Source organism: Naasia lichenicola (assembly GCF_004801885.1).
GTDB classification, from domain to species: domain Bacteria; phylum Actinomycetota; class Actinomycetes; order Actinomycetales; family Microbacteriaceae; genus Naasia; species Naasia lichenicola.
Window position 1 is genome coordinate 527,097 of sequence record NZ_SSSM01000005.1, and the last position, 23,945, is coordinate 551,041.

Here is a 23,945-nt window from a genome sequence, read left to right on the forward strand (position 1 = left end):
GTGTCAAGTATCTCTAACTTTGAACATGTCGGGGCGCCGTAGTAAACGGGGGAAACGCTCGGTCTCAACCTATAAACAGGAATGGAAACCTCGAAATGATCCGCATGTCAGACGCGCTCGCGCGTCACCAGGACCGCAAGGCGAAGGGCGAAGAGGGCTTCACCCTCATCGAGCTCCTCGTGGTCGTCATCATCATCGGCATCCTTGCCGCCATCGCCATCCCGGTGTACATCGGTGTGCAGAACAACGCGAAGGACAAGTCGGCTCAGTCGGACCTGACCAACGCCAAGACTGCTGTCATCGCGTACTACGCCGATGGCAAGACCACCGCCGTCACCACGGCCAACGCCTCCACCGTGCTTGCGGACTACGGCTTCGCCGCGGGCGCCGCCAACACGTTCTCCGTCATCTCGGCCTCCACCACGACGAGCCAGATGTGCCTCAAGTCGATCAGCGCCACCACCACCGCGTGGTACATCACAGCGAGCACTGGTCCCAGCACCACCGCTTGCACCGCCACCTCGCCGTAATCGAGGTGAGCTAGCAGATCTGTGGGGCGTCGCGCATGTCGCGGCGCCCCACAGGTCCGGCCGTAGGCCACAATGCACCAAGGCTCCATCCGGGGGGATGCGGGCCGGCAGCATCGCAGCGAGAGCTGCACCAGCAGTACACAGCATCAGACACCTGGGGGAGGTGGATCCGTGCGCAAGCATCTCAAGGCAGCCAAGGCCGACGACAGCGGTTTCACTCTCGTCGAGGTCATCGTCTCGATGATGGTCTTCGCCCTGATCGCCGTCGGCGTCACGTACGCCACCTCGACCGCTCTCCGTCTCACGAACGACACCAGTGCCCGCGAGGTCGCCACGAACCTCGCCGCCTCCGAGATCGACTCGGTCCGCACGCTCGACGCCTTCGCCGTCTACACCGCTCCGGACCGCACGGTCACCGTCGGGACCCGCGTCTACACGATCAAGCGCTCCGCCGGCTGGGTCTCGGCCACGGGGACCACCTCCGGCTGCGGAACCGGCACCGGCCAGCTGCAGTACAAGCGCGTGAATGTCACGGTCACCTGGCCGAGCATGCTCAACTCTTCGGCCGCCGCCCGCGCCGACACGATCATCGCCCCGTCGAGCCGTCTCAACGACCCCGACCTGGGTTCCATCTTCATCTCCGCCATCGCCGCAGACGGCACCGGCTCCGCCGGCAAGTCCGTCTCCGTCTCGCCCACCTCCGGTGGGGGCGGGGCGGCCCTGCCGACCCAGCCGGCCGCCACCGACTCCGACGGCTGCAGCTACGCCTTCTCCGTCAAGCCCGGCAGCTACACCGTCACCCTGTCGAAGGCCGGTGCGATCGACGTCAATCAGGCGACCGCCCCGACAGCCACCATCTCCGTCGGCGCCGGCGGCGCTGCCTCAGCAGCATTCCAGTACGACGCGGCGGGCACCTACAACGTGAGCTATGCGCCGAACGCGGCCGCCTCGCGCATCCTGCCCACCAACCTGAGCACGACATACGTCAGCAGCTTCGCCCCATACACCAGCCCCACCACCGGCACGCCGAGCACGGTATCCCTCTTCCCATTCAGCGACGGCTACAGCGCGTTCGGCGGGGCCTACATCGCTCCGACCACAGCGAACACCGGCTGCGTCTCGGTCGATCCCGCCGCATGGAACCAGTCGACGGTCAACGGCAAGGTGATGGCGGCCGGCGATCGCCTCGACCCCGTCAGCACCACGCCCGGCGGCTCGACGGCCATCAGCGTTCCGATGGGCGCTCTGAGCTACAGCGGAACGCTGCTCGTGACGAATGTGCGCATCACCTCCAAGGTGAACGCCGCCGCTGGAGATCCGGGCTGCTACAGCAACCGTCAGTACACCTATTCCGTGTCAGGGCTCGGCGGCACCTCGCTGCTCGCCGTGCCGTACGGATCCTGGCTGGTGGAGGAGCAGACCATCCTCGGCTGGGTCACCGTGGCCAACAATCGCTATACCGAGCCGCTGAACGCAGCCGGCGACATCGAGACGGCGACGAACATCGTCACGATCGACCCGAGGAAGCTCAAGTGAGCCGGCCGGTGAGCATCACCGCTCGCATCCGAGCGCGACTCCGCCACGCATCACACGATGACGCAGGCATCAGCCTCTCAGAGCTCATCATCACCATGATGGTGGCCTCGATCGTGCTCACCATCGCGTCCAGCATGTTCGTCACGATCGCCCAGTCGACCACGGCGTCGAATCAGGCTCGGGACGCTGCAACCGTGGCAGGCACCGCCAGCAACTCCATCGGTCGCGCCATCCGCTCAGCCGTGCAGGTCACCAAGCCGGACGGCAAGCTGGCCGCGGCCGTCGTCGCGGGCACCGCATCGAGCGTGACGCTGACCACCCTCGTCATGCCCGCCAGCTCGACCACCCTGTCGCCGGTGCAGATCCGGTACACGATCGTGAACGGCGCACTCATCGAGGAGACCTGGACCGGCAGCAACTCCACCGGCTTCTGGGTCTTCACCGGTGCGGCGACCCGCACCAAGAGCCTGGGCTCCACCATCGTGCTGCCCACAGGCAGCGACGCTCCCATCTTCAGCTACCTCGACGGCAATGGTGCACCGATGACGATTGCTGCATCGGGTCTGACGGACGCACAGCGCAAGGACGTCAGCTCCATCGATCTCACCCTGCGAGTGCGCTCGTCGAGCTCGACCAAGGCCAAGCCCATCATCATCGACACCACGATCGGCATGCCGAACCTGGGCTATTCGGGAGACGACTCGTGACCCGCATCGGCACGCTCAGGACTCGACTGCTCCGCCGACTGCGCGACGGGCAGAAGGACGCCGGCTACACGCTGATCGTCGTCACCGGCATCGGCCTCGTCATGCTGCTCTTCGTCGCCACCTCGCTGACGGTCGCGAGCTCCGGCTACAAGAAGGCGCACACCGACGACGATTGGAACGCCGCCCTGAGCGCCGCCTACGGCGGACTCGAGGAGTATCAGACGCGCCTGTCCAATGACAGCACCTACGTCAAATACGGAAACCCGTCTGCGCCGTTCAGCGCGACGAGCACTGACACCGGTACTGCCGCGGGCTCGACGCTGCTGACCCTTCCGGGAACGCCGAACGTGAACACCGCGTTCGGCATCGGCGCCGCGGGCACCTGGTCGTCCATTCCCGGCGGCGCCTCGAAGTTCCGCTACGAGGTCAACACCAAGGACTACTCCGCCAGCGGAATCGTCCATCTCCGCGTCACGGGCAAGGCCAACAACTCGACCCGATCGATCATCGCCGACCTCAAGCAGAGCGGATTCCTCGACTTCGTCTACTTCAGCGACTACGAGATCCAGGATCCGCAGATCTCGGGCGCGAGCAGCAGCTGCGTCAAGTACGCGTGGGATGGCCGCGTGGCCACCAGCAACTGCGTCAACATCCAGTTCGGCGCCTTCGACGTCATCAACGGGCCACTGCACAGCAACGACCAGCTGCTGGTCTGCGGCGCGCGCTTCAAGGGCGTCGTCACCTCCTCGAGCACGACCACGCCGATCTACTCCAAGTCAGGGTGCTCGTCGACCACCTCCTACTTCGAGAAGAACACGGACAACGCGCCCGCCTATCACGGCACGATCGCCATGCCGGTCACCAACGACCAGCTGCAGACCGAGACCTACACCGATCTCGCGAGCGTGGCCGATCCCGGCTGCCTCTACACCGGTCCGACCACCATCACCTTCAACAGCAACGGCACGATGACGATCATCTCGCCGTGGACGCAGTTCACCCAGACCAACTCGGCCGGCACGGTGGGCGCCAAGCCCGACAGGTGCGGAAAGCCCGGCAATGGGAACAATCAGCTCGGCAATATCGCCGGCGCGACCATCCCCACTCTGCCCAGCAACCTCATCTACGTGCAGAGCGTGCCGTCCAACAGCGGCTCCGACGTCAACAAGGGCACTGCATCCTCACCGCCGAACAACTTCACCTGCACCAACACCAACGGCATCGCTGGCTGGACCTTCAGCAAGAACGGCACCACCATCCAGTACCCGATGGTGGGCGAGGACACGCCGCTCGGCAGCAGCTCGACGAACCCTGCGTACGGATGCACCAATGGCGACGCCTATGTCAAGGGCGCCTTCGACGGGTCGATGACCGTCGGCGCGAAGAACTACATCTACATCACCGGCGACATCACGTATGTCAACGCGACGTCCGACATCCTCGGCCTCATCTCGACCAACGCGGTGTACGTCTGGAATCCGGATGTGGCGACCGGCGGGACCAGCGGCGACCGCACCATCCAGGCGTCGATCCTGTCCGTGGCGCACACCTTCCAGGTGCAGAACTACAACAGCGGATCGCTCAAGGGCACCCTCAACGTCTACGGCGCGATCGCCCAGAAGTACCGCGGTACCGTCGCCACCTCGAGCGGCGGCGTGCGCAACTCGGGCTACGCGAAGAACTACGTCTACGACGAGCGACTGCGGTACACGGCCCCGCCGAAGTTCCTGACGCCGACCTCGACCACGTACGACGTGAGCCAGGTCGCCTCGGTCCCCGCAGCCTTCAGTGCGACAGGAGCCATCAACTGATGCTCGCCATCGTCGACTCCGGACTGCTCCGGATCCTGCCCGCCATCATCGGCGCCTTCGGACTCGCCTTCGGCTCGTTCCTCAACGTCGTCGTCTACCGCGTGCCGCGCGGGCTGTCAGTGGTCAACCCACCGTCCGCCTGCCCGGGATGCTCGTCGGAGATCAGCGCACGCGACAACATCCCGGTCGTGTCCTGGCTTCTCCTGCGTGGACGCTGCCGCACCTGCCGCGAGCCCATCTCGGCGCGCTACCCGATCGTCGAGGCCATCACGGCCGTCGCCTTCGTGGTCGTCGGCATCTTCTTCGCCGCCCGGATCGGAACGCAGACGACTGCGGTCGGCGCAGTCGGCGCCGGCATCACGATGATCGCGTTCCTGTACCTCGCGGCCATCAGCGTGGCGCTCACGGCCATCGACCTCGACCTGCGTCGACTGCCGACGGCGATCGTCTACCCGGCCTATGGGGTCGGCGCACTGCTGCTGGGAATCTCCGGTCTGTTGAGCGGCGACCTCGTGTCGCTCGCCTGGGCCGCAGCCGGCGCGGGGCTATCCTTCGCGTTCTTTCTCATCCTCCTCGTCGTGTCCGGCGGGGGAATGGGCTGGGGCGACGTCAAACTTGCCGGAGTGCTCGGGCTCTTCCTGGGATTCCTCGGTCCCGCACCGCTCTTCGTGGGCGTCGCGGCCGGATTCCTCCTCGGAGGGCTCTACGGCATCGGCATGCTCCTGGCCGGTCGCGGCGGTCGCAAGACCGCCATTCCGTTCGGACCCTTCATGATCGCGGGCGCCTGGCTCGCCGTCTTCGTCGGACAGCCTGTGGCCGACGCCTACCTCTCCGTCACCGGCCTCAACTAGGGGAAAGCCAACATGCCCAAAGCAACTGTCGTAGGACTCGACTTCGGTCGAGGCGTCCTGCGCGCCGTCGAAGTAGCCGGTGCAGCAGGACCCCATCCCATGGTGATCCGCCATCACGAGCTGCCGCTGCCGACCGGATCGGTCACGGGCGGCGAGGTCCGAGACCCCGCAGCGGTGTCCGAGGTCATCAAGGCCATGTGGTCGCAGGCCGGCTTCAAGACCAAGAAGGTCGTGCTCGGCATGGGCAACCAGCGCGTGCTGGTGCGCGAGCTGAGCATGCCCAAGATGCCCGCCGCTCGGATGAAGGAGGCGCTGCCCTTCCAGGTGCAGGAGCTGCTCCCTGTGCCGGTCGCCGACGCCCTGCTGGACTTCTATCCGACCGCCGAGGCGGTCACGGACGGCGTGGAGGTCATCAACGGCCTGCTCGTCGCCGCCGTGCGCGGAGCGGTCGAGGCCAACGTCGAGGCCGTGCGCCTCGCCGGGCTCGAGCCGATCGGGGTCGATCTCATCCCCTTCGCGCTGAGCCGGCTCCTGCTGCCGGTCAATGACGTCTCCCACACGGCCCTCGTGCACATCGGCGCCACCACCACCAGCGTGGTGTTCGTGCAGCAAGGCGTCCCGCAGTTCGTGCGCATCATCCCCGCGGGCGGCGACGACGTCACCCGTGCCCTGGTGAACCGCTTCGAGATCGACATGGTCGCCGCCGAGCGTCTCAAGCGCGAGGTCGGCCTGAGCAACCGTGTCTCCACCGCCCAGAAGGGCGCAGTCGAGACCATGTTCGAGGTCACCGGCGAGCTGCTCACCAGCCTGCGGAACACCTTCACCTTCTACACGAACACCCGCAGCTCGGGTGACCTCGACCGCGTCCTGCTGAGTGGCGGAGGCGCGCGGCTCCAGGGCCTCGCCGCCGCCCTCGGCGAGGTCACGAGGCTCCGTGTCGAGATCGCCGACCTGGGGTCAGCATTCGCCCTGGACTCCTCGCTCGAGAAGTCCGCCTTCAGCGACGCGAGCGGCGACCTCGCCGTCGCGCTCGGCCTCACCGTGGGGAGCGCAGCATGACGACAACAGCAGGACCGACCTCGGAGATCCCGCAGGTCCAGACCGCTCCCGCCCCGACGGCGGCGGAAGCCCTCGGCGGTACGGCGGCTGCAGTCGAGACGACGGTCGGCGCGCCGACGCCCGCCGGCAAGAAGAAGGTCAAGGCACCGAAGGCGGTCAAGCCCGCCAAGGCTGCCGGCACGGAGGTCGCAGCGAAGCCCTCCAAGGGCCTCCGCGCTCCCATCGCTCTTCCGAAGGGACTGCCCACCCACGCAGCTTCGATGACGATCGGCGGCATGCCGAAGGTCGACCTGCTGCCGCTGAGCATCCGCGTGCTCGACAGGCAGAAGCGTGCCCGCAGGACCATGCGCCTGGCCGCGCTGGGAATCGCAGTCATCGTCCTGGCCGGCACCGGGGCGGCCTGGTACCTCAACACGACCACGCAGGACGAGCTCACAGAAGCGCAGAGTCTCTCCAGCTCTCTGGTGGGACAGCAGGCGCAGTACTCCGACCTCGTCGCCACCGAGCAGCGGATCGACCTCATCGAGGCGGCGCAAGCCGTCGGAGGTTCGACCGATGTCGACTGGCGCGCCTACCTCGCCGACATGCAGGCCACCCTGCCCGCCGGCGTCGTCATCAAGACGGTGTCCATCGACTCCGCGGCGCCGGGCATGGTCTACGAGCAATCCGCGACTCCGCTCGAGGGCAGCCGAATCGCCACCCTGACGTTCTCCGCCATCAGCCCGAGCCTCCCCGACGTGCCGACCTGGCTCGATGGGCTCCGCTCGCTCAAGGCCTTCGTCGACGCGACGCCGAACTCGGTGCAGCTCGATGAGACGGGCGGCACCTACGTCGTGGACATCACGATGCACATCAACACCGACGCCTACACCAACCGCTTCGCAACGACCGGAACGGACGCCCAGTGAACATCGCGCTCGACCACAGGACCAAGGTCATCATCGGCGCCGTCTTCATGGTGCTGCTCGTCGTCGGGGGCTGGTTCCTCGGCGTATCGCCGCAGCTCGACTCGCGGGCGCTGGCGCTGGCGCAGATCGCGAACGTCGCTGTGGCCAACGAGGCCGCCGCTGCCAAGCTGGGCGCACTCTCGGCGGCGGCGGACACCCTGCCGGCCCTCGAGAGCCAGCTCGCGACCCTCGACGCATCGGTGCCGTCCAATGCGGACAGCGCGGCGCTGCTCTCGCAGATCAACGCGATCGCCGCGTCAGCAGGCGTCGTCGTCGACGGCGTGAAGCTCGAGGACGCGACGGCCTACACGCCTCCGCCGCCCGCCGATCCGAGCGTCGCCACCACCGATGGAACGGCATCGGCGGCGACCGCCTATTCGGATCCGCGAATCACCGCGGGCAACTTCATCCAGATCCCGGTGACGGTCAGCGTGACCGGCTCGTACGAGAACGTCCAGGCATTCCTCGCGGGACTCCAGAACGGGTCGCGGCTGTTCCTGGTCAACAGCTTCCAGAGCACCCGCAACGCGAGCGAGGATGGCTCGTCGACGACGATCACGGCCGACAGCTCCGTGAGCGCGGTCATCGGCGGCTTCGTCTATGTGCTGCTGAGCAGCGAGGACGCCTCCGCCAACGCCACGGCCGCGGCAGACGCGACGGCTGCCGCCGGCTGACACGTCCGTACTCGGCACGCCAGGCGCTCCTCCACCGACTCGGTGGGGGAGCGTCTGCGTTGCAGCAGCAGAAGCCCGTCCAGACTCATCCGGCGACGTCCTCACTAGAGTGGGCACTGCGCGACGGAGCTCGTGAATCCTCGCGCGAGAGGAGCGTTCCGATGTCAGACCACGCAATGCACGAGGAAGACGCGCACGACGACGTGCGGGGCCATTCCGCCGATGGTGCCGAGATCCACCCCGACGAGGCCACACCGGGTGATCCATTCGAGCCGGTGCCGACGGCCGCCGTCGTCCATGAGGACGAGGCGACTCCCGGGGTCCCCTTCGAGGCTGCCACGAACGATGACGAGCACGACGACGAGGCCACGCCAGGCGAGCCCATCGACGACCCGTCCGACGACGACGTGCACCCCGACAGCGCCACGCCGGGAGTGCCCTTCGGAGACGATCGATGAGCCCGGCCCGCCCGATCGACCCCGAGGACGTCGACTCGACGTCCGCTCGCGCCTCGACAGGCAGGTCGCGGCAGGGGAGTGACGAGCCCGTCGCGGACACGGACGCGCAGTTCGAGACCGCGGCGCCGGTGTCGGCGTCGCGCGCTGTAGGCGTGGACCCGACACCGACCATCATCGAGTCGCACGGCGACCCGGTCATCGTCGATTCGACCGCCCCGGGTGCCGTGCTGGTGGAGCCCGCCGGTGACGTCGACGGCCCCGCGCATCGCCGCTCTGGGCCCGCAGACACCAGCCCGGTGTCCGAGGACGCCCCCGTCGCCCCCCGGCCGACGCTCGTCCAGCCGGTCGTGCCGCTCACCGAGACCGCACCCGTGTCCGCGTCCGCGCACATCGCCGAGCCCACCCGGACGCACGACGACGAGCCCACGCCCGCCGTCGAGGCGGTGCCGGGCCAGACCCCACCGCCCGACGCCAATGTCGTGACCGCACCGACCGCGCCCGCGGCCGACGCGGATGCGACGCCGACGCAGGTCGCTCCGGTGACCCCGCCGGCGCCTGTGGCCCCGCAGACGGTCTACGTGCAGCAGCCTGCCGCGCCGAAGAAGCGGGGCAACCGCGGATTCGGCGTGCTGATGAGCGTGCTCGGCACCATCGTCTTCGCCCTCGTCTGGGCAGGCGTCGCCGCGCTGATCATCGCCGTCTCGGCGCCGGATCGGTTCTCCGAGTCGATGAGCACGTTCGTGGTCAGCGCCGCGTTCCTGACTCCCATCGCGGTGTTCCTCGTCGCGATGCTGCTGCTCGCCCTCCTGGTGAACCGGGGCGGCTGGCCCTGGTACATCATCGGCGGCTTCGTCGTCGGCCTCCTGGTGTACGGCGGCTATCTGCTCGGCGGCATCATCACGGTGTCCCAGCGGATCACCCAGGACGAGGTGCAGGGCTTCGTGACGTCGATCGCGATCACGCCCTTCGCCATCGCCGCCGGCGTCGTGGCCCGAGAGGTGGCGCTCTGGACGGGGCTGGCGATCTCGGCTCGCGGCAAGCGGGTCAAGAGCCGCAACGTGGAGGCACGCAGCACGTTCGAGCGCGAGCAGGCGGAGCGCACCTCCGTCTGACGCGCTGATCCTCAAACGCGAACTGCCCAGTTCTGCCGCCTGAAACGCATCTCAGGCAGCAGAACTGGGCAGTTCGGCGTTGGGGTTGAAGTCCTTACACGCGGGCTAGGCAGCCGGGCGGATCAGCTCTGCGCGCAGCGGCCAGTCCTTCTCGTCCAGGATGACCTGGGTGGCGCTGAGGGTCGATGGGTTGACCAGGATCGGCGCGAGCAGGTTCACCACCGGCGCACCGTCCTCGATGCTCGCGACCACGAACACGTCGACATCCGACGCGTCGGCGGCGCCCAGCGGAGCGAAGTGCTCCGTCGTGAGCTCCGGCGAGTAGTCCGGTACGAACAGCTGAGGCGCCACCAGGAACAGGCGCAGGTCCGCGCCGTCCACGTCCTCGAGCGTGTAGAGCCCGGCAGCGCCCTCGACGGTCGTGAGGTCGAAGACGGTATGCGGATCGAAGCCGGGCGGGGGAGCGATGAAGGTGAGGTTCATGGTCGGCATCTCCGTGAGGGGAAGTTCGGCGGTCGTTGAGGCGGTTGCGAGCATTAGCGCGTCCTTGAGCAGTTCGTCGGTCATGAGATCGGTGCTGGGAGCCGAGGTGAGCTCGGTCATGAGATGAAGGAGAGCAGGGTCGGCTGCAGCACCTTCGCGGTCACGCTGAGAGCACTCTGGTACGTGAGCTCCTGAGACTTCAAATCGATGATGACCTTCGCGGGATCGATGTCCTCGATGCCCGACCGTTGGGTCTCGAGATTGGTGGCCGTCGTCAGGTTGAGGGTCTGGGCCTGTTCGAGCCGGCTCATCCGTGCACCCACGATGCCGTGCTGGTTGGTGAGGTTGGTGAAGGCGGCCTTGATGTCCGTGAGCTTCCCTCCGATGTCGGTGCCGGCTCGGAGATCGGCGGCGATCCCGTCCAGCACCGCGAATACCGATGTCGAGCCCGTGCCGAAGGCGGCGGCACCGTCGCCGTCGACCGCGACCGTCTCGGTGGAGGACACCCGTCGTTCGACCGTGGCGCCCGGGGTTCCGGAGAACGCGTAGGTTGCCGCGGTGAAGGCGGCGCCGGTGTCCGAGTCGCCGGCGAAGACCGATCGACCCATGTACTGCGTGTTCGCCTGACTCATCAGGTCGTTGCGGATGCCCTCGAGCTCGGTGGCGATCGCCTCACGCGACGCGGGGGTCATCGTGGCGCTGTTCGCACCCTGGGTGGTCAGGTCGATCGCGCGTCGCATCAGATCCTCGGATCCACTGAGCGCCGAATCGACCGTGTTCGACCAGCCGAGCCCGTCGGTGATGTTGACCGCGTGCTGCTGAGTGGCGCGGCTCTCCGCGCGCACCCGAAGGGCGGCGCCGGTGCCCGACGGATCGTCCGACGGCTTGAGCAGCGCGCGACCGGTGCTGGCCTGCTCCTGCAGCTTGGCGAGATTCGCGCGCCCCGTCTGGATGCTGCGCTGGGCGGTCGCCAACTGCTGCTGGCTGGTGATTCGTCCGATCGACATCTACTACCTCCCGACCAATCCGGTCCTGTTGATCAGCACGTCGAGCATCTCGTCGATCGCCGTCATCATGCGCGCGGCGCCCTGATAGGCGTGCTGGAAGGTGATCAGGTTGGTCGTCTCCTCGTCGAGGTCCACCGCGTTCTGGGAACTCTGCGCGGTCGTCGCGGTCGTGAGGGTCGCTGAGGTCAGGGTCGCCTGAGTGGTGGCGTTGCGCGCCTGCGTCCCGACGTTCACCACGTAGCTCGCCCAGACCCGGTCGGGTCCGTCCGCCGCGTCGCCGATCTTGCCGATGGCATCGGCGAGGGAGCCGTTCGCTGCGCCGGATCCCGAAGCCCCCGTCGCGATGCCCGCGAGCGTGGTGGGCACGAGGGTGAGTCCCGTGGCAGCCGGCGATCCCGCGGAGAACGAGAAGAAGGCGAGGTTGGTCGCACCCGTCGAATTGGTGCCGGTCGCGTGGACGGCGTTGACCTTGGCCGCGAGGTTGGTCGCCAGCGAGTTGTAGAGCGCGGCCTGCTCGGCGAACGGGCCTCCCGTGCCGCCGGCCGCTGCCGGGGCGAGCGACGTGAGGCTTCCCGCGAGCGAGCCGCCGTCGATCTCGACCGTGGTGCCGGGCTTGTCCGCCCACTCGACATGCACCGGGCTCGCTGCCGCATTGGGAAGGGAAGCAGCTCCGACCACGGCGAGCTGCCGGGCGGCGCCCGACCCGACCATCGTGTACCCGCCGACGATGACATCGACGGTGCTGTCGGTGTTGTTGCGCACGGTGGCCCCCGTCATCCCCGAAAGGCTGCCGATGAGCGTGGCGCGCTGGTCGATCAGCTCGTTCGCCGAGCCGCCGCCCGCCACCGTCACGCGGATCGCGGTGTTCAGCTGCGCGATTTGCTGGGCGGTCGTGTTGATCCGGGCGACGGTGTCGACCGCGGTGTCGCGGGCCTGCGACCAGTTGGTGGCCGCCGTCTGGTAGCCGCTGGCGATCTGCGCGGTGAGCTTGGTGGCCTCGGAGATCACACTCTGCCCGGCGGACTCGAGCGTCGGATTGTTGGAGAGGGCCTGCCACGACGCCCAGAAGTCGCCGAGGGTCGCGGAGAGGCCGGTATCGCTCGGTTCGCCGAGGGAGGCCTCGACCGTGTCCATGGTTCCCGAGGCGACGGACCAGTAGTTGCTCGACGCCGTCGCCGAGCGCAGGCGCTGGTCGACCATCTGGTCGTCGATCCGCTGGACGCCGGTGATCGACACCCCGGTGCCGATGTTGGTGCCCGAGACGAAGATCGACGCGCCGGCTCCTGTCGCGCCGACCGACTCCTGGGTGACCCGTTGGCGCGTGTAGCCGGCGGTCGTCGCATTCGAGATGTTCTGGCCGGTGACCTCGATGGCTGCGCGCGCTGCATTGAGGCCGCTGTACGCGGTGTGCAGTCCTCCGAAGGTGCTCATGCTGTGCGGTCGATCCTCTGCCGGTCAGATCTGCCGGTCGAAGAGGTGCGCGTGCGAGGAGACGGTGGCGTTCGCTCCGCGGCCGTCGTAGACGCCGCGGTCGGCATTCAGGCCGGCGAGGGTCTCCTGAGTGGCCCGGGTCGCCGCGCGGAGGTACTGCAGATTGATGTCGCGAACGCTCGCGATCTGCTGGGTCAGCGAGGTCAGCGCGGTGAGGTGCGACGAAAGGATGTCGCGCCATGCATCGGTGGGGGAGTGGTCCGAGAGCTCTCGGAGGGTGGCTTCATCGCCGATTCCCCATTCCATGGCGACAGCCGACGCCTCGACGGTGCGCTCGATCCCGGCCTTGCGCAGCCGGGTGAGCACCTGCTCGACCTCGCGCGTCGCGTACGGCAGCCACTTGGACTTGCCGGAGGTGAGCAGCAGCTGCTCCTCGTCGAGCTTGAACATCAGCAGCTCGAGCAGCTCGCGCTCCCGCCACAGCAGGGTGGACAGCTCATTGACGCCCACTGGTGTCACACTCCTCGGCATCTGGATCGTTCGGCACGCCCTCCGCGGCTACTGGGCCGCAGGGACGGAACTCCGCGCTGCTTCTCTGACGATCGGCATCCGTGGCCGATATGTAAGGAAGAGCCGTGAGGCAGGGCCATCGGGCGATCCGTCGCCACACTATGAGCCACCTGGATTATGGGATCCCCGCCGTCCACAGGCCGGGAGCCGCGCCGTTGCGGGGATCTCCCCCTTTCTGGGGGGAGGGCGCGTTCTAACGCCGAGCCGCCGAAAGCCCGATCGCGTGCGCTCCTCTCCTTTAGCTTCGCCCTGTACGAGCAGCCGGCCAGGAAGGCGCCGCGGCTGATCCCCTGATGCACCATGACGGCACGACGCCGCGGCTGCACAGACAAGAGGAGCCGCACGTGACACGCGAGGCACGCAACAAGCTGGTCGAGGAGAACCTCGGCATCGTCGGCTATCTCGTCAACGACGTCATGTCCCGCGCGAGCCATCTGTCCCGCGACGACCTCGCGTCGGCAGGAGCGCTCGGCCTCATCATGGCCGCCGACAGCTACGACCCCGCGCTCGGGGTGCCGTTCGGAGCATTCGCGCGGCGCCGCATCCTCGGCGCGATCGCCGATGAGATGAGGGCCGCCGACTGGGCCACCCGCACCGCACGGCGCAAGATCAAGGAGTCGCTCGCAGTGCAGGAGTCCCTCACGTCGGCTCTCGGCCGCCAGCCCACGGTGGACGAGGTCGCCAGCTCTCTCGGGGTCGACCGCAGCGCAGCGGCAGAGGCCCTCTCCGATGCCACCCGCACCGTCACCGCGCTCGACAGCATGGAGTCGGACTTCCTCGCCACCGACATCGCGAGCCCGGAGGACAGCCTGCTCGAGACGGAGCGGACCCGCTACGTGCTCGCCGCCGTCTCGTCTCTTCCCGAGCGGATGCGCTACATCATCGAGCAGGTCTACTTCGGCGACCGCTCGGTCGGCGAGCTGGCCGAGGAGCTGGGCACCACGCACTCCGCCATCTCGCAGCAGCGCTCCGAGGCGATCCGTCTGATGCGCGACGGCCTGTCCGCGCACTACTCGGAGCCGGCGGCGACGACCGCGGGCGCCGAGGTGCACTCGCGCGTCGCGCCCGCTCGACGGAACGCCTATCTGGCACGCCTGGCGGAGAGCGCTACCGCGTCGATGAGCCGCGCATACGGCGAGTCCTCCCCGGCGCGCAGCGTCGCGTCATAGAGAATTCCGCGCAGAAGTCCCGCCACGTTGGGGGCGATTGTCCCCACTTAGGGGCAAGACCTAACGCGTAGACGCACGGTGCCGATAATTCACCGTGTCGGACCACGGATGGACCGATAACACATCCCACTTTCATGGAGGAACCGCAATGGGACTGCAAATCAACACCAACGTCAGTGCGCTCAACACCTACCGGAACCTTTCCGCGAACCAGGCGAGCCTCAGCAAGTCCCTGGAGAAGCTCTCCAGTGGTCTGCGCATCAACCGTGCTTCGGACGATGCAGCTGGTCTCGTCATCTCGGAGGGCCTCAAGGCGCAGATCGGTGGCCTCACGGTCGCCGCTCGCAACGCACAGGACGGCACGTCGGTCGTCCAGACCGCGGAAGGCGCACTGGCCGAGTCCCACTCGATCCTGCAGCGTCTCCGTGACCTGGCCGTCCAGGCTGCGAACGGCACCAACGACACCAACGCACGTGCGGCGATCGGCGCTGAGGCCACAAGCCTCACCGACGAGCTCACGCGTATCTCCACCTCGACGAAGTTCAACGGCACCGCGCTGCTCACCGGCGGCTCGATGACGTTCCAGGTCGGCTCCAACAGCGGAGAGACCATCTCCGTCAACCTGGCCAACGTCAGCAGCGTCGCAAGCGCGCTGACCTCGGTCTCGGGAGCCAACTTCACGATCGCGACTCCGTCGACGGTCGCGGGCAACTTCGTGTTCACCACCACCGGCGCTGCCGCGACGACCGCCACGGTCGCCATGGGCACCGCGGGTGCGTACACGACGGTCGGTGGTGTCGCAGACAAGCTGAACTCGGACACGGGCTTCGCGGCGAACTTCAACGCCTCGGTCGACTCGGGAACGGGCAAGCTCGTCGTCACCGCCAAGAACGGTGGAACGGTCGCCGCGACCGCTCCCGGTACCGGCGCTGCCACGGGCAGCACCTTCACCGGAGCGATCGACTTCAGCTCCGCCTCGGGCGCCTCGGCCGCTATCGCCACGATCGACACTCAGATCGCCGCGATCTCGACCGCTCGTGCCAGCCTCGGTGCGGTGTCCAACCGGTTCGACCACGCGATCGCGAACATCAACGTCGCGATCGAGAACCTGTCCGCGTCGAAGAGCCGCATCACCGACACCGACATGGCTCAGGAGATGGTCAGCTACACGCGTGGCCAGATCCTGGCGCAGGCCGGTGTCTCGATGCTCGCTCAGGCGAACCAGCAGCCGCAGCTCGCGCTCAAGCTCCTGGGCTGAGCACTGGGCTGAATCACTGGGCGTCTGCCGACGACGCGGTCGACCTTCGGGTCGCCGCGTCGTCGGCACCGCTGTTCTCCCCGGCCGTGTGCACACGAGCCGCCAGCATCACACGACCACGCATCACGTACGTCACGACGAGGGCGATAGGGGGATCCGACGATGGCCGGTCTCGGTATCGACGGTCTCGCGAGCGGACTCGACTCGACGTCGATCATCACGTCGCTGATGAACATCGAGGCGAAGCCTCAGGCGGCCCTCAAGACCCAGCTCGCCAAGGTCACGAGCTTCAGCTCGGACCTGCAGGCTCTCAACACCGCGGTGGCGGCCATCGCGACTGCGGCGACCGCCAGCGCGAAGAGCGGCGCCCTTGCGGGATACGCCGCCAGCTCCAGCTCGACGACCGTCACGGCCAGCGCCGCGAGCACCGCCTCACCCGGCGAGGTCAGCTTCACCGTCGGCCAGCTCGCGAAGACGCAGGTCAATGTCGGCGACGCGATGAGCGTGTGGCCGGACAGTCCTCCCGTGCTCACCCTCGTGGGCGCGGATGGCACCAAGACCCAGATCAATCCGGCATCCACCTCGATGGCCGATGTCACCAGCGCGATCAATGCCGCCAACGCAGGCGTCACGGCGACCCGCGTATCCGCGGGCACCGACGGCTCGGGCAACGCGCTCTACCGCATTCAGCTCCGCGCCGATGAGTCGGGCGCCGCCGGAGCGTTCACCGCGTATCGCGGAGACGAAGGCGCGGTCACCGCGGGAACGGCTGTTGCGTTCGGCGCAGTGGTCACCGCAGCCCAGGACGCTCAGATCACTCTCTGGCCGGGAAGCTCCGCCCAGCAGGTCGTCACCTCGTCCACCAACACCTTCGACGACCTGATGACCGGCGTCGACGTCACGGTCACGGCTGTCGACACGGTGAATGCCGTCACGGTCGCAGTGAAGCCCACGACGACGAACGCCACCACGACCACCGCGAGCATGATGGCGAGTCTCACAGCGCTGTTCTCCGGAATCGCGACCAAGACTGCTACCACCACGGCACCGAACTCGAGCGGCGGGACCTCGGTCACCGGTGGATCCTTCACCGGGGATCAGGCAGTGCGACAGCTGAAGGACGCGATGCTCTCCGCTGCGACCGCGCCGGTCGACGGAGTGTCTCCGTCCACCATCGGCATCACCATCACGCGCGACGGCACCATCACCTTCGACTCCGCCAAACTGGCGACCGCGCTGGAGAACGATCGCGTGGGCACCGAGGCCATGCTGCAGAGCATCTCGGGGCGGATCGCCACTGCGGCGACCAGCGCATCCGACAAGTCAACGGGCTACCTGACCACCAAGATCACCGGTCAGGAGAGCGCGCAGAAGACGTTGAACGAGCAGATCTCGTCGTGGGATCTCCGCCTCGCCACTCGCAAGAGCAACCTCGAGAAGCAGTACGCCGCCCTCGAGACCTCCCTGTCGACGCTCAAATCACAATCCGACTACCTCGCCTCGCAGCTCGCGGGCCTGCAGACCAGCTACACGTCCTGATCGACGTCACGAGGAAACCATGCGCAACGACTTCGCCGCCGCCCGCTCGCTGTACAACCGCGACTCGGTGCTCTCCGCATCTCCGGCACGGATCCTCACGATGCTCTACGACCGTCTGCTGCTCGACCTGCAGCGTGCCGAGACCTACCAGCTTCAGGGCGACTGGAACACCGCGAGCACCCATCTGCTGCACGCGCAGGAGATCGTCGCGGAGCTCACCAGCTCGCTCAAGCCCGAGCTGTGGGACGGCGGGCCCGGACTCTTCTCGCTGTACCAGTACGTGGCCCGGCAGCTCATCGGCGCCAACATGTACCGCGACGTCTACCGCACGCGCGAGTGCCAGACGCTCCTCGAGCCGCTCCGCACCGCGTGGCACGAGGCTGCCGCCATCGTGATGGCGACATCGCCGCAGGTCGGCGGCGCGCAGGTTGGCTGACGTCCTGAGCGGCTCGGCGGTCACAGGCACGTCAGATCCCTGGGGGGCCATCCTCGACCAGCTCGAGCTCTGCGTGCTCCAGGGCGAGTCGGGAGGGCTGGACCTCCTCACCGCGTGGGCACCACCCGTCGGGGCGCCGCCCCTTCCGCGCGAGCACGCGATGCGCGCCTCGCTCATCGCCGAGCGGCAGTCCCGCCTGATGGAGCGGATGCGCGACGAGCAGCAGGCACTCTCTGCCGAGATGAGCTCGCTGCGCCGCCCCAAGTTCCGGATGGCAGAGGCCCCGCCGGTCTACATCGACCGCAGCGCCTGACCCCTTACCGTCCTTTTCCCCCTCGAATACCCAGATTTGGCTCCCGAACTCGCGTTTTGGGAGCCGAATCTGGCAATTCGGCGCTGTACGGGGGAGGGGAGGGCGAGGGACAGCGTGACCCCCTGACTGGGGACGTGTCCCCCTGATCGGGGGGCGTTTCGCATCGGCTCAATGCCGCGCGTCGAACTGACACTTGCATCAGAGCCAGGAGGCTCTCCTCTTCAGGCCACGGATCGGCCGCTTCCGCAGGACACTACGGGACGGGTGAACCGTGTTCGATTCGGTCACGATGAAAGCGCTCAATGTAGCGCTGGACGGGCTTGCCGAGCGCCAGCGCGTGACCGCGCAGAATGTGGCGAACGTCAACACGCCCCACTACCTGGCCAAGAAGGTCTCCTTCGAGAGCGCACTGGCCAAGTCCGTGGCGGCGGGCGACGGCACCGCCAAGCTCACCAACTCCTACTCGCTCGACGAGACCAAGCTCAACGGCAACAACGTCAACCTCGACACCGAGACCCTGACCAACGTCGAGACGGTCCTCCGCTACCAGTTCGCGTCCCGCGCGGTCGACCACGAGTTCTCCATGGTCCGCACGGCGCTGAGGACGAGCTGACATGGACGCCATCGCGATCGCCAGCTCCGCGCTGACCACCCACCGCAAGTGGCTCGACGCCATCTCGGACAACCTGTCCAACATCAACACCGTCACCCCGACGAGCGGCGCGGCCTTCCAGGCCCGCTACGTGAAGGTCACCGAAGGCGCCGGCATCACCGGCGTCAACGTGACGGGCGTGGAGTACGGCGATGCCGAGGGCAAGCTCACCTACGACCCCGAGAACCCGATTGCGGACAAGGACGGCTACGTCCGGATGCCCGACATCGACCTCGCCTCCCAGATGGGCTATCTCGTGATGGCCCAGCGGGGCTATGAGGCCAATGCGGCCATCGTCGACCGCGCGAAGTCCACCTACGAGGCAGCACTGCAGATCGGCAAGGGCTGATGACCGTCTCCGCGATCTCCGGGCTGAGCAACCTCAGCAGCATCGCCTCGTCGCAGCTCGTCTCCGCGGCGCAGCAGTCCAAGTCGTCCTCCGGGGCCGACTTCAGCTCGCTCCTGTCCTCCGCCGTCAGCGGCGTGCAGACGACCGAGAGCGCCGCCAGCTCCACTGCTGTCAAGGCGGTCACGGGTGACCTCACCGACATCCACGACGCCACCATCGCCGCGACGCGTGCTCAGGTCACGCTCGAGCTGGTGTCCGCCGTGCGCAACAAGGGCGTCGAAGCCTTCAACGAGATCATGAGGATGCAGGCCTGATGGCGAACAAGATGACGGGCGCCGGAACGCGCGCCCTCGGCGCGATCCGCGAATTCACGATCGCCCAGCGCACCATCGCCCTGATCGGCGTCGGCGTGCTGGTGCTGGGCGGCATCGCCCTCTCCGCCTTCCTCGGCAAGCCCTCCATGTCGCCCCTTTTCTCGGGACTGAGCGGCGCCGACGCCAGCTCGATCGTCGAGCAGCTCGACAAGGACGGCGTCGAGTACCAGCTAACAGACGGCGGCGGCACCATCCTCGTCCCGACCGACAAGGTCGACGCCGAGCGCATCTCCGCCGCGGCCGCCGGCCTGCCGAGCGAGGGCACCAGCGGCTACGCGCTGCTCGACGACATGGGCGTCACCGCATCGGAGTTCCAGCAGAACGTCACCTACAAGCGCGCCATCGAGGGCGAGCTCGCGAAGACAATCGAGTCGATCGACGGCGTCCGCAGCGCATCCGTGCAGCTCGCCATCCCGAAGGAGTCGGTCTTCGTCTCCGAGACCGCCGACCCGACCGCCTCCGTCTTCATCAGCACGGCGACCACCCTCGGCTCCGACCAGATCCAGGCGATCGTGCACCTCACCTCCGCCGCGGTCGACGGCCTCAAGGCCGAGAACGTCTCGGTCGTCGACGCCAAGGGCAACGTGCTCTCCTCGGTCGGCGGCGGCGCGACCGGCGGAAGCGATGTCGGCGCCACCTACGAGGCGACGGTCCGCAGCCGCATCCAGACCATGCTCGACACCCTCGTCGGCCCCGGCAACTCCACCGTGGCGGTGGCCGCGGATGTCAGCTCGGCCAGCGGCCAGCGCGTCAGCGAGACCTACACGGTCCCGGATGGCGCTCCTGCGCTCAGCGAGCAGACCACGACCGAGGGCTACGGCGGAACCGGCGACGGAACCGGCACCGACGCCGTCACCGGCGTGCTCGGCTCCTCCGTCGACACCGGCGACATGGTGAGCAACGGCACCACCACCGAGACCGCCACAGACGGCGGGGGCTACGACTCGCAGACTTCGGTCAAGAACAACGCCATCAACAAGGTCACCGAGACCAGCACCCTGCCGGTCGGCGAGATCAGCCGTCAGACCATCTCGGTCGCCATCAACGCCGACTCGGTCACGAGCGTCGACACCACCCAGATCTCCGACCTCGTCTCCGCTGCAGCCGGCGTCGACCAGGCCCGTGGCGACAAGGTCACCGTCGAAGCAGCCTCCTTCTCGACGGCCGCGGCGACGCAGGCCGCCGAGGCGCTCAAGGCGGGCGACGCGGCCCAGAGCTCGGACAGCCTGATGAAGCTCATCACCACCGCCGTCATCGTGGTCGGCAGCATCATCGCCCTGATCATCGTGCTGAGCGTGCTGAAGAAGCTCTTCAAGCGCCCCGAGCCCGAGACGGTCGACGGCGGCGACATGACCGCCACGACCTTCCCGAACATGGATCAGCACCTGTCCGGCCTCGACGCCATGCAGGCGGCTGGCATGGGCGGACAGTACGGCGCGATGGGCGCCGGCCAGAATCCCGCGCCGCTCGGCCCGCCCCCCGGCGCCTTCGGTGCACCGCAGCCCATCGCCGGTGGTCCCGCCGGATACGGCCAGCTCCCCGAGCCGATCGGCCTCGCCGCCGGCAACAGCGAGTTCGAGCGCCTCCAGGCCGATGTCAACGCGCTCGCCGCGTCCGACCCCGAGAAGACCGCTGACTACCTCCGCGCGCTCATGGACACCAGGCAGCCTGCATGACGACGGAAGTCGCCACCCGTGCGCTGACGGGCATCCAGAAGGCGGCCTTGGTGCTCATGACGATGAGCACCGACAAGGCCGCCATCGTGATGCGCCAATTCAGCGAGCAGGAGGCCGAGGAGATCTCGGCGGAGATCGTGCGCCTCCGCGGGGCGGACGATCGCGTCGCCGAGCTCGCCATCCGCGAGTTCCAGGCACAGTCCGCAGCCCCCACCGTCGCCCCCACCCGCGGCGGGATGGACTTCGCCAGCGGACTGCTCGAGGCGTCCTTCGGCGCCGAGAAGGCGGCGGCCGTCATCGAGCGCCTCGACGCGAGCATGGGCGTCGGCGCATTCGACTTCCTCGCCGAGGCCGACGCGGCCAAGGTCACCGCGCTGCTCATCGACGAGCTGCCCGAGACCGTGGCGTTCGTGCTCGCCCACCTCAAGGCCGACGTCGCCTCCGCCGTGCTGCTCGAGTTCGAGGGCGTCCGCCGACTCGACGTCGCGCAGAGCATCGCCACCATGGGCGTCGCCACCCCCGAGGCCGCCGGCATCATCGCCGCGACCCTCAAGGCGCGATCCAAGACGGTCAAGGTCGTCGCGAAGGACGCCGTCGAGGAGAACCACCTCGGCGGAGTGCAGCCCCTCGTCGACATGATGAACCACGCGGATCCGGCTACCGAGCGCGAGCTGATGGCGGCCCTCCAGGAGCGCGACCCCGATCTTGCCGCTCAGGTGCGCGCCCTCATGCTCAGCTTCGAGGACCTCCCGCTGCTCCAGGACCGCGATGTGCAGCAGGTGCTCCGTGGCATCGACATCGGCCAGATCGCGCTCGCCCTCAAGGGGGCGCCGGAGGAGATCTCCGCGGTGATCCGCAGCAACATGTCCGAGCGCAACCGGCAGACCCTCACCGAAGAGGCCGCCGAGCTCGGACGCGTTCCGAAGTCGCAGGTCGAGGAGGCGCGCAACCTGCTCGTCAAGGCGATCCGCGAGCTCTCCGCCACGCAGGGTCTCGAGCTGAAGACGGTGGCCGTGGAAGGTGCGGAGCCCGTCGAGGGCGAAGCAGAGGCCGAGCCGGTGGACGAGGAGGAGTATGTCGACTGACTTCGCCCCCTTCGCCTACCCGGTGCTCCACGACGTGGAGCTCGGGGAGATCGCCGAGCGCGCTCGCGTGCAGGGTCACGCGGCGGGCTACGCCGCGGGTCGTCGCGAGGCGACCGCGCGGATCGCCGCCGAGTCAGCCGCGCTGCACGGCGAGCACGATCGGATCCTCGCCGCCGAGATCGCTTCCGTGCGGGGCGCCATCGCCGCCCTGCAGCACGCGGGGGAGCAGCTCGCCGCGCACTCCGCCACCGCCATCGAGGTCGCCGACACCGCGGTGCTCGCCGCCGCCGTCGAACTCGCCGAGATGATCATCGGCCGAGAGCTGCTCGACCACGAGGGATCCGCGCTCGACGCGGTGCGCCGCGCGCTCGCCGGCGCCCACGACCGCCCCGTCCGCGCCGTACGCATGCACCCGCAGGACCTCGAACTCGTCGCCGACCAGGTGGCCGCCGACTCCGACATCCGTCTCGTCGCCGACCCGTTCCTCGACCGCGGCGACGCGATCGCCGACGTCATCGACGGCATCGTGGATGCCCGCATCTCGACGGCGATCGACCGCGCCCGCGCCGTGCTCTCGGCGGTGACCGAATGATCGGCCTCGTTCAGGACGCGCCCCGGTCCGCCGTCCTCGAGCGCATGCTCGCCGCTGCCCAGCCCGAACGCGTCGGCGCCGTCACCTCGATCGCCGGTCTCGGCATCCAGGTCCGGGGAGTGGACGCCGCGATCGGCGACCTCCTGGAGATCGGCCACGACCGTGCACGCGCCGAAGTGGTGGCCGTCACCGAGCGCTCGGCGACCGCCATGCCCCTCGACCGCATCGAAGGCCTCTCCGCCGGTGCCCCGGTGCGCTCCACTCGCGGCAGGATGACCGTGCCCACCGGGCGGGGCCTGCTCGGCCGCGTCATCGACGCGACGGGCAACCCCATCGACGGCAAGGGCCCCATCTGGGACACCGTCCAGATGCCACTCGACAGCCCCCCGCCGTCGGCACTCGGACGCCAGCGGATCACCGCCCCGCTGCCCCTCGGGGTGCGTGCGCTCGACACGATGACGGCGGTCGGACAGGGCCAGCGCATCGGCCTGTTCGCCGGCTCCGGCGTCGGGAAGTCGTCGCTGCTGTCGATGATCGCGCGCGGAACCGAAGCCGAGGTCTCCGTCATCGCGCTCATCGGCGAGCGAGGCCGAGAGGTCCGCGAGTTCCTCGAGGACGACCTCGGCCCCGAAGGACTCGCGCGCTCGGTCGTGGTCGTCTCGACGGCCGACCAGCCCGCCCTCATGCGCGTGCGCGCCGCGTTCACCGCCACCCGGATCGCCGAGAGCTTCCGCGACCTGGGCCAGCATGCCGTGCTGATGATGGACTCGCTCACCCGCGTCGCCATGGCGCAGCGCGAGATCGGCCTGTCGATCGGCGAGCCGCCCGCCACCCGCGGCTATCCGCCCTCGGTGTTCGGCCTGCTCGCCCGGCTGCTCGAGCGCGCCGGAACCGGCCCCGTCGGCTCCGTCACCGGCATCTACACCGTGCTCGTCGACGGCGACGACCACAACGAGCCGATCGCCGACACCACCCGATCGATCCTCGACGGCCACATCGTCCTCGACCGCAAGCTCGCGACCGCCGGCCACTTCCCGTCGATCGACGTGCTGGAGTCCATCTCGCGCGTGGCGTCACGCGTGACATCGCCCGACCAGAAGGCGGCGGCCCAGATCCTGCGCGGTGTCATGGCCGCACGTCGCGACATGCAGGACCTCATCGACGTCGGCGCCTACCAGCGCGGGATCAATCCCCGCGTCGACGCGGCGCTCGACAACGAGGCCGGCATCCTCTCCTTCCTCCAGCAGCGGATGGACGACAGCACCTCCTACGCCGACGCCTGGACCCGTCTCGCCCTGCTCGTCCGGGCGATGGGGGTGAACTGAG

At 68.2% G+C, this 23,945-nt stretch carries 26 protein-coding genes; 22 read left to right on the top strand and 4 right to left on the bottom strand.

What is annotated here, in order from left to right; all coding sequences use genetic code 11:
• Positions 1 to 104 precede the first annotated feature (104 nt).
• From E6C64_RS19545 to E6C64_RS13400, 10 genes are all read left to right on the top strand, one after another.
• Positions 105 to 530: a type II secretion system protein gene (locus E6C64_RS19545; RefSeq protein ID WP_199241038.1), complete on the top strand. Its 426-nt coding sequence runs from the start codon at positions 105 to 107 to the stop codon at positions 528 to 530.
• A gap of 171 nt (positions 531 to 701) precedes the next feature.
• The gene (locus tag E6C64_RS13360) at positions 702 to 2,066 is read left to right on the top strand and encodes a type IV pilus modification PilV family protein (protein WP_158437865.1); all 1,365 of its coding nucleotides are present in this window, start codon (positions 702 to 704) and stop codon (positions 2,064 to 2,066) included.
• Positions 2,063 to 2,773, top strand: a complete 711-nt coding sequence (locus E6C64_RS13365; protein WP_136427982.1) for a hypothetical protein — start codon at positions 2,063 to 2,065, stop codon at positions 2,771 to 2,773. The genes E6C64_RS13360 and E6C64_RS13365 overlap by 4 nt, the downstream gene beginning before the upstream one ends.
• Positions 2,770 to 4,584: a hypothetical protein gene (locus tag E6C64_RS13370; RefSeq protein ID WP_199241039.1), complete on the top strand. Its 1,815-nt coding sequence runs from the start codon at positions 2,770 to 2,772 to the stop codon at positions 4,582 to 4,584. The genes E6C64_RS13365 and E6C64_RS13370 overlap by 4 nt, the downstream gene beginning before the upstream one ends.
• Positions 4,584 to 5,435, top strand: a complete 852-nt coding sequence (locus E6C64_RS13375) for a prepilin peptidase (RefSeq protein ID WP_136427983.1) — start codon at positions 4,584 to 4,586, stop codon at positions 5,433 to 5,435. The genes E6C64_RS13370 and E6C64_RS13375 overlap by 1 nt, the downstream gene beginning before the upstream one ends.
• A gap of 12 nt (positions 5,436 to 5,447) precedes the next feature.
• The gene (gene pilM, locus E6C64_RS13380; RefSeq protein ID WP_136427984.1) at positions 5,448 to 6,494 is read left to right on the top strand and encodes a type IV pilus assembly protein PilM; all 1,047 of its coding nucleotides are present in this window, start codon (positions 5,448 to 5,450) and stop codon (positions 6,492 to 6,494) included.
• The gene (locus tag E6C64_RS13385) at positions 6,491 to 7,402 is read left to right on the top strand and encodes a PilN domain-containing protein (RefSeq protein ID WP_136427985.1); all 912 of its coding nucleotides are present in this window, start codon (positions 6,491 to 6,493) and stop codon (positions 7,400 to 7,402) included. Before pilM ends, E6C64_RS13385 begins: the two co-directional genes overlap by 4 nt.
• Entirely contained in the window at positions 7,399 to 8,115 is a 717-nt protein-coding gene (locus E6C64_RS13390; protein WP_136427986.1) for a type IV pilus inner membrane component PilO, read from the top strand. Before E6C64_RS13385 ends, E6C64_RS13390 begins: the two co-directional genes overlap by 4 nt.
• A 161-nt stretch (positions 8,116 to 8,276) precedes the next feature.
• On the top strand, positions 8,277 to 8,573 hold the full coding sequence (locus E6C64_RS13395) for a hypothetical protein (protein ID WP_136427987.1): 297 nt from the start codon (positions 8,277 to 8,279) through the stop codon (positions 8,571 to 8,573).
• A complete protein-coding gene (locus E6C64_RS13400) occupies positions 8,570 to 9,685 on the top strand; it encodes a hypothetical protein (protein ID WP_136427988.1) in 1,116 nt (371 codons plus the stop codon). The genes E6C64_RS13395 and E6C64_RS13400 overlap by 4 nt, the downstream gene beginning before the upstream one ends.
• A 105-nt stretch (positions 9,686 to 9,790) precedes the next feature.
• On the opposite strand, the gene E6C64_RS13405 is transcribed toward E6C64_RS13400, so the two are convergent.
• Genes E6C64_RS13405 through E6C64_RS13420 form a run of 4 tightly spaced genes read right to left on the bottom strand, consistent with a single transcriptional unit; the run spans position 9,791 to position 13,116 of the window.
• A complete protein-coding gene (locus tag E6C64_RS13405; protein WP_233255626.1) occupies positions 9,791 to 10,288 on the bottom strand; it encodes a flagellar assembly protein FliW in 498 nt (165 codons plus the stop codon).
• The gene (gene flgL / locus E6C64_RS13410) at positions 10,285 to 11,175 is read right to left on the bottom strand and encodes a flagellar hook-associated protein FlgL (RefSeq protein ID WP_136427989.1); all 891 of its coding nucleotides are present in this window, start codon (positions 11,173 to 11,175) and stop codon (positions 10,285 to 10,287) included. Before flgL ends, E6C64_RS13405 begins: the two co-directional genes overlap by 4 nt.
• A 3-nt stretch (positions 11,176 to 11,178) precedes the next feature.
• Positions 11,179 to 12,606 carry a flagellar hook-associated protein FlgK gene (flgK, locus tag E6C64_RS13415; protein WP_136427990.1) on the bottom strand — a complete coding sequence of 476 codons (1,428 nt, stop codon included), beginning with the start codon at positions 12,604 to 12,606 and terminating at the stop codon, positions 11,179 to 11,181.
• A 24-nt stretch (positions 12,607 to 12,630) separates the two neighbouring features.
• Positions 12,631 to 13,116 (bottom strand): flagellar protein FlgN, encoded by a 486-nt coding sequence (locus E6C64_RS13420; protein WP_136427991.1) that lies wholly within the window; start codon positions 13,114 to 13,116, stop codon positions 12,631 to 12,633.
• Between the two features lie 404 nt (positions 13,117 to 13,520).
• On the opposite strand from E6C64_RS13420, the gene E6C64_RS13425 reads away from it, so the two are divergent.
• The 12 genes from E6C64_RS13425 to E6C64_RS13480 all read left to right on the top strand — a co-directional run bounded on the left by E6C64_RS13425 (position 13,521) and on the right by E6C64_RS13480 (position 23,944).
• On the top strand, positions 13,521 to 14,345 hold the full coding sequence (locus E6C64_RS13425) for a sigma-70 family RNA polymerase sigma factor (protein ID WP_136427992.1): 825 nt from the start codon (positions 13,521 to 13,523) through the stop codon (positions 14,343 to 14,345).
• A 148-nt stretch (positions 14,346 to 14,493) separates the two neighbouring features.
• A complete protein-coding gene (locus E6C64_RS13430) occupies positions 14,494 to 15,603 on the top strand; it encodes a flagellin N-terminal helical domain-containing protein (RefSeq protein WP_136427993.1) in 1,110 nt (369 codons plus the stop codon).
• Between the two features lie 162 nt (positions 15,604 to 15,765).
• Complete coding sequence (gene fliD, locus E6C64_RS13435) at positions 15,766 to 17,142, top strand: flagellar filament capping protein FliD (protein WP_136427994.1); 1,377 nt, start codon at positions 15,766 to 15,768, stop codon at positions 17,140 to 17,142.
• A gap of 19 nt (positions 17,143 to 17,161) precedes the next feature.
• Positions 17,162 to 17,578, top strand: a complete 417-nt coding sequence (gene fliS / locus E6C64_RS13440; protein WP_136427995.1) for a flagellar export chaperone FliS — start codon at positions 17,162 to 17,164, stop codon at positions 17,576 to 17,578.
• A complete protein-coding gene (locus E6C64_RS13445; protein ID WP_136427996.1) occupies positions 17,571 to 17,891 on the top strand; it encodes a hypothetical protein in 321 nt (106 codons plus the stop codon). Before fliS ends, E6C64_RS13445 begins: the two co-directional genes overlap by 8 nt.
• Before the next feature lie 271 nt (positions 17,892 to 18,162).
• A complete protein-coding gene (locus tag E6C64_RS13450; protein WP_136427997.1) occupies positions 18,163 to 18,504 on the top strand; it encodes a flagellar basal body rod protein FlgB in 342 nt (113 codons plus the stop codon).
• A 1-nt stretch (position 18,505) separates the two neighbouring features.
• The gene (locus E6C64_RS13455; protein WP_136427998.1) at positions 18,506 to 18,892 is read left to right on the top strand and encodes a flagellar basal body rod protein FlgC; all 387 of its coding nucleotides are present in this window, start codon (positions 18,506 to 18,508) and stop codon (positions 18,890 to 18,892) included.
• On the top strand, positions 18,892 to 19,206 hold the full coding sequence (gene fliE, locus E6C64_RS13460) for a flagellar hook-basal body complex protein FliE (protein ID WP_136427999.1): 315 nt from the start codon (positions 18,892 to 18,894) through the stop codon (positions 19,204 to 19,206). The genes E6C64_RS13455 and fliE overlap by 1 nt, the downstream gene beginning before the upstream one ends.
• Positions 19,206 to 20,942, top strand: coding sequence for a flagellar basal-body MS-ring/collar protein FliF (gene fliF / locus E6C64_RS13465; RefSeq protein WP_136428000.1), 1,737 nt, complete (start codon positions 19,206 to 19,208; stop codon positions 20,940 to 20,942). Before fliE ends, fliF begins: the two co-directional genes overlap by 1 nt.
• A complete protein-coding gene (locus tag E6C64_RS13470) occupies positions 20,939 to 22,027 on the top strand; it encodes a flagellar motor switch protein FliG (RefSeq protein ID WP_136428001.1) in 1,089 nt (362 codons plus the stop codon). Before fliF ends, E6C64_RS13470 begins: the two co-directional genes overlap by 4 nt.
• Positions 22,017 to 22,619, top strand: coding sequence for a FliH/SctL family protein (locus E6C64_RS13475; RefSeq protein WP_136428002.1), 603 nt, complete (start codon positions 22,017 to 22,019; stop codon positions 22,617 to 22,619). Before E6C64_RS13470 ends, E6C64_RS13475 begins: the two co-directional genes overlap by 11 nt.
• Positions 22,616 to 23,944: a FliI/YscN family ATPase gene (locus E6C64_RS13480; protein ID WP_136428003.1), complete on the top strand. Its 1,329-nt coding sequence runs from the start codon at positions 22,616 to 22,618 to the stop codon at positions 23,942 to 23,944. Before E6C64_RS13475 ends, E6C64_RS13480 begins: the two co-directional genes overlap by 4 nt.
• Position 23,945 lies beyond the last annotated feature (1 nt).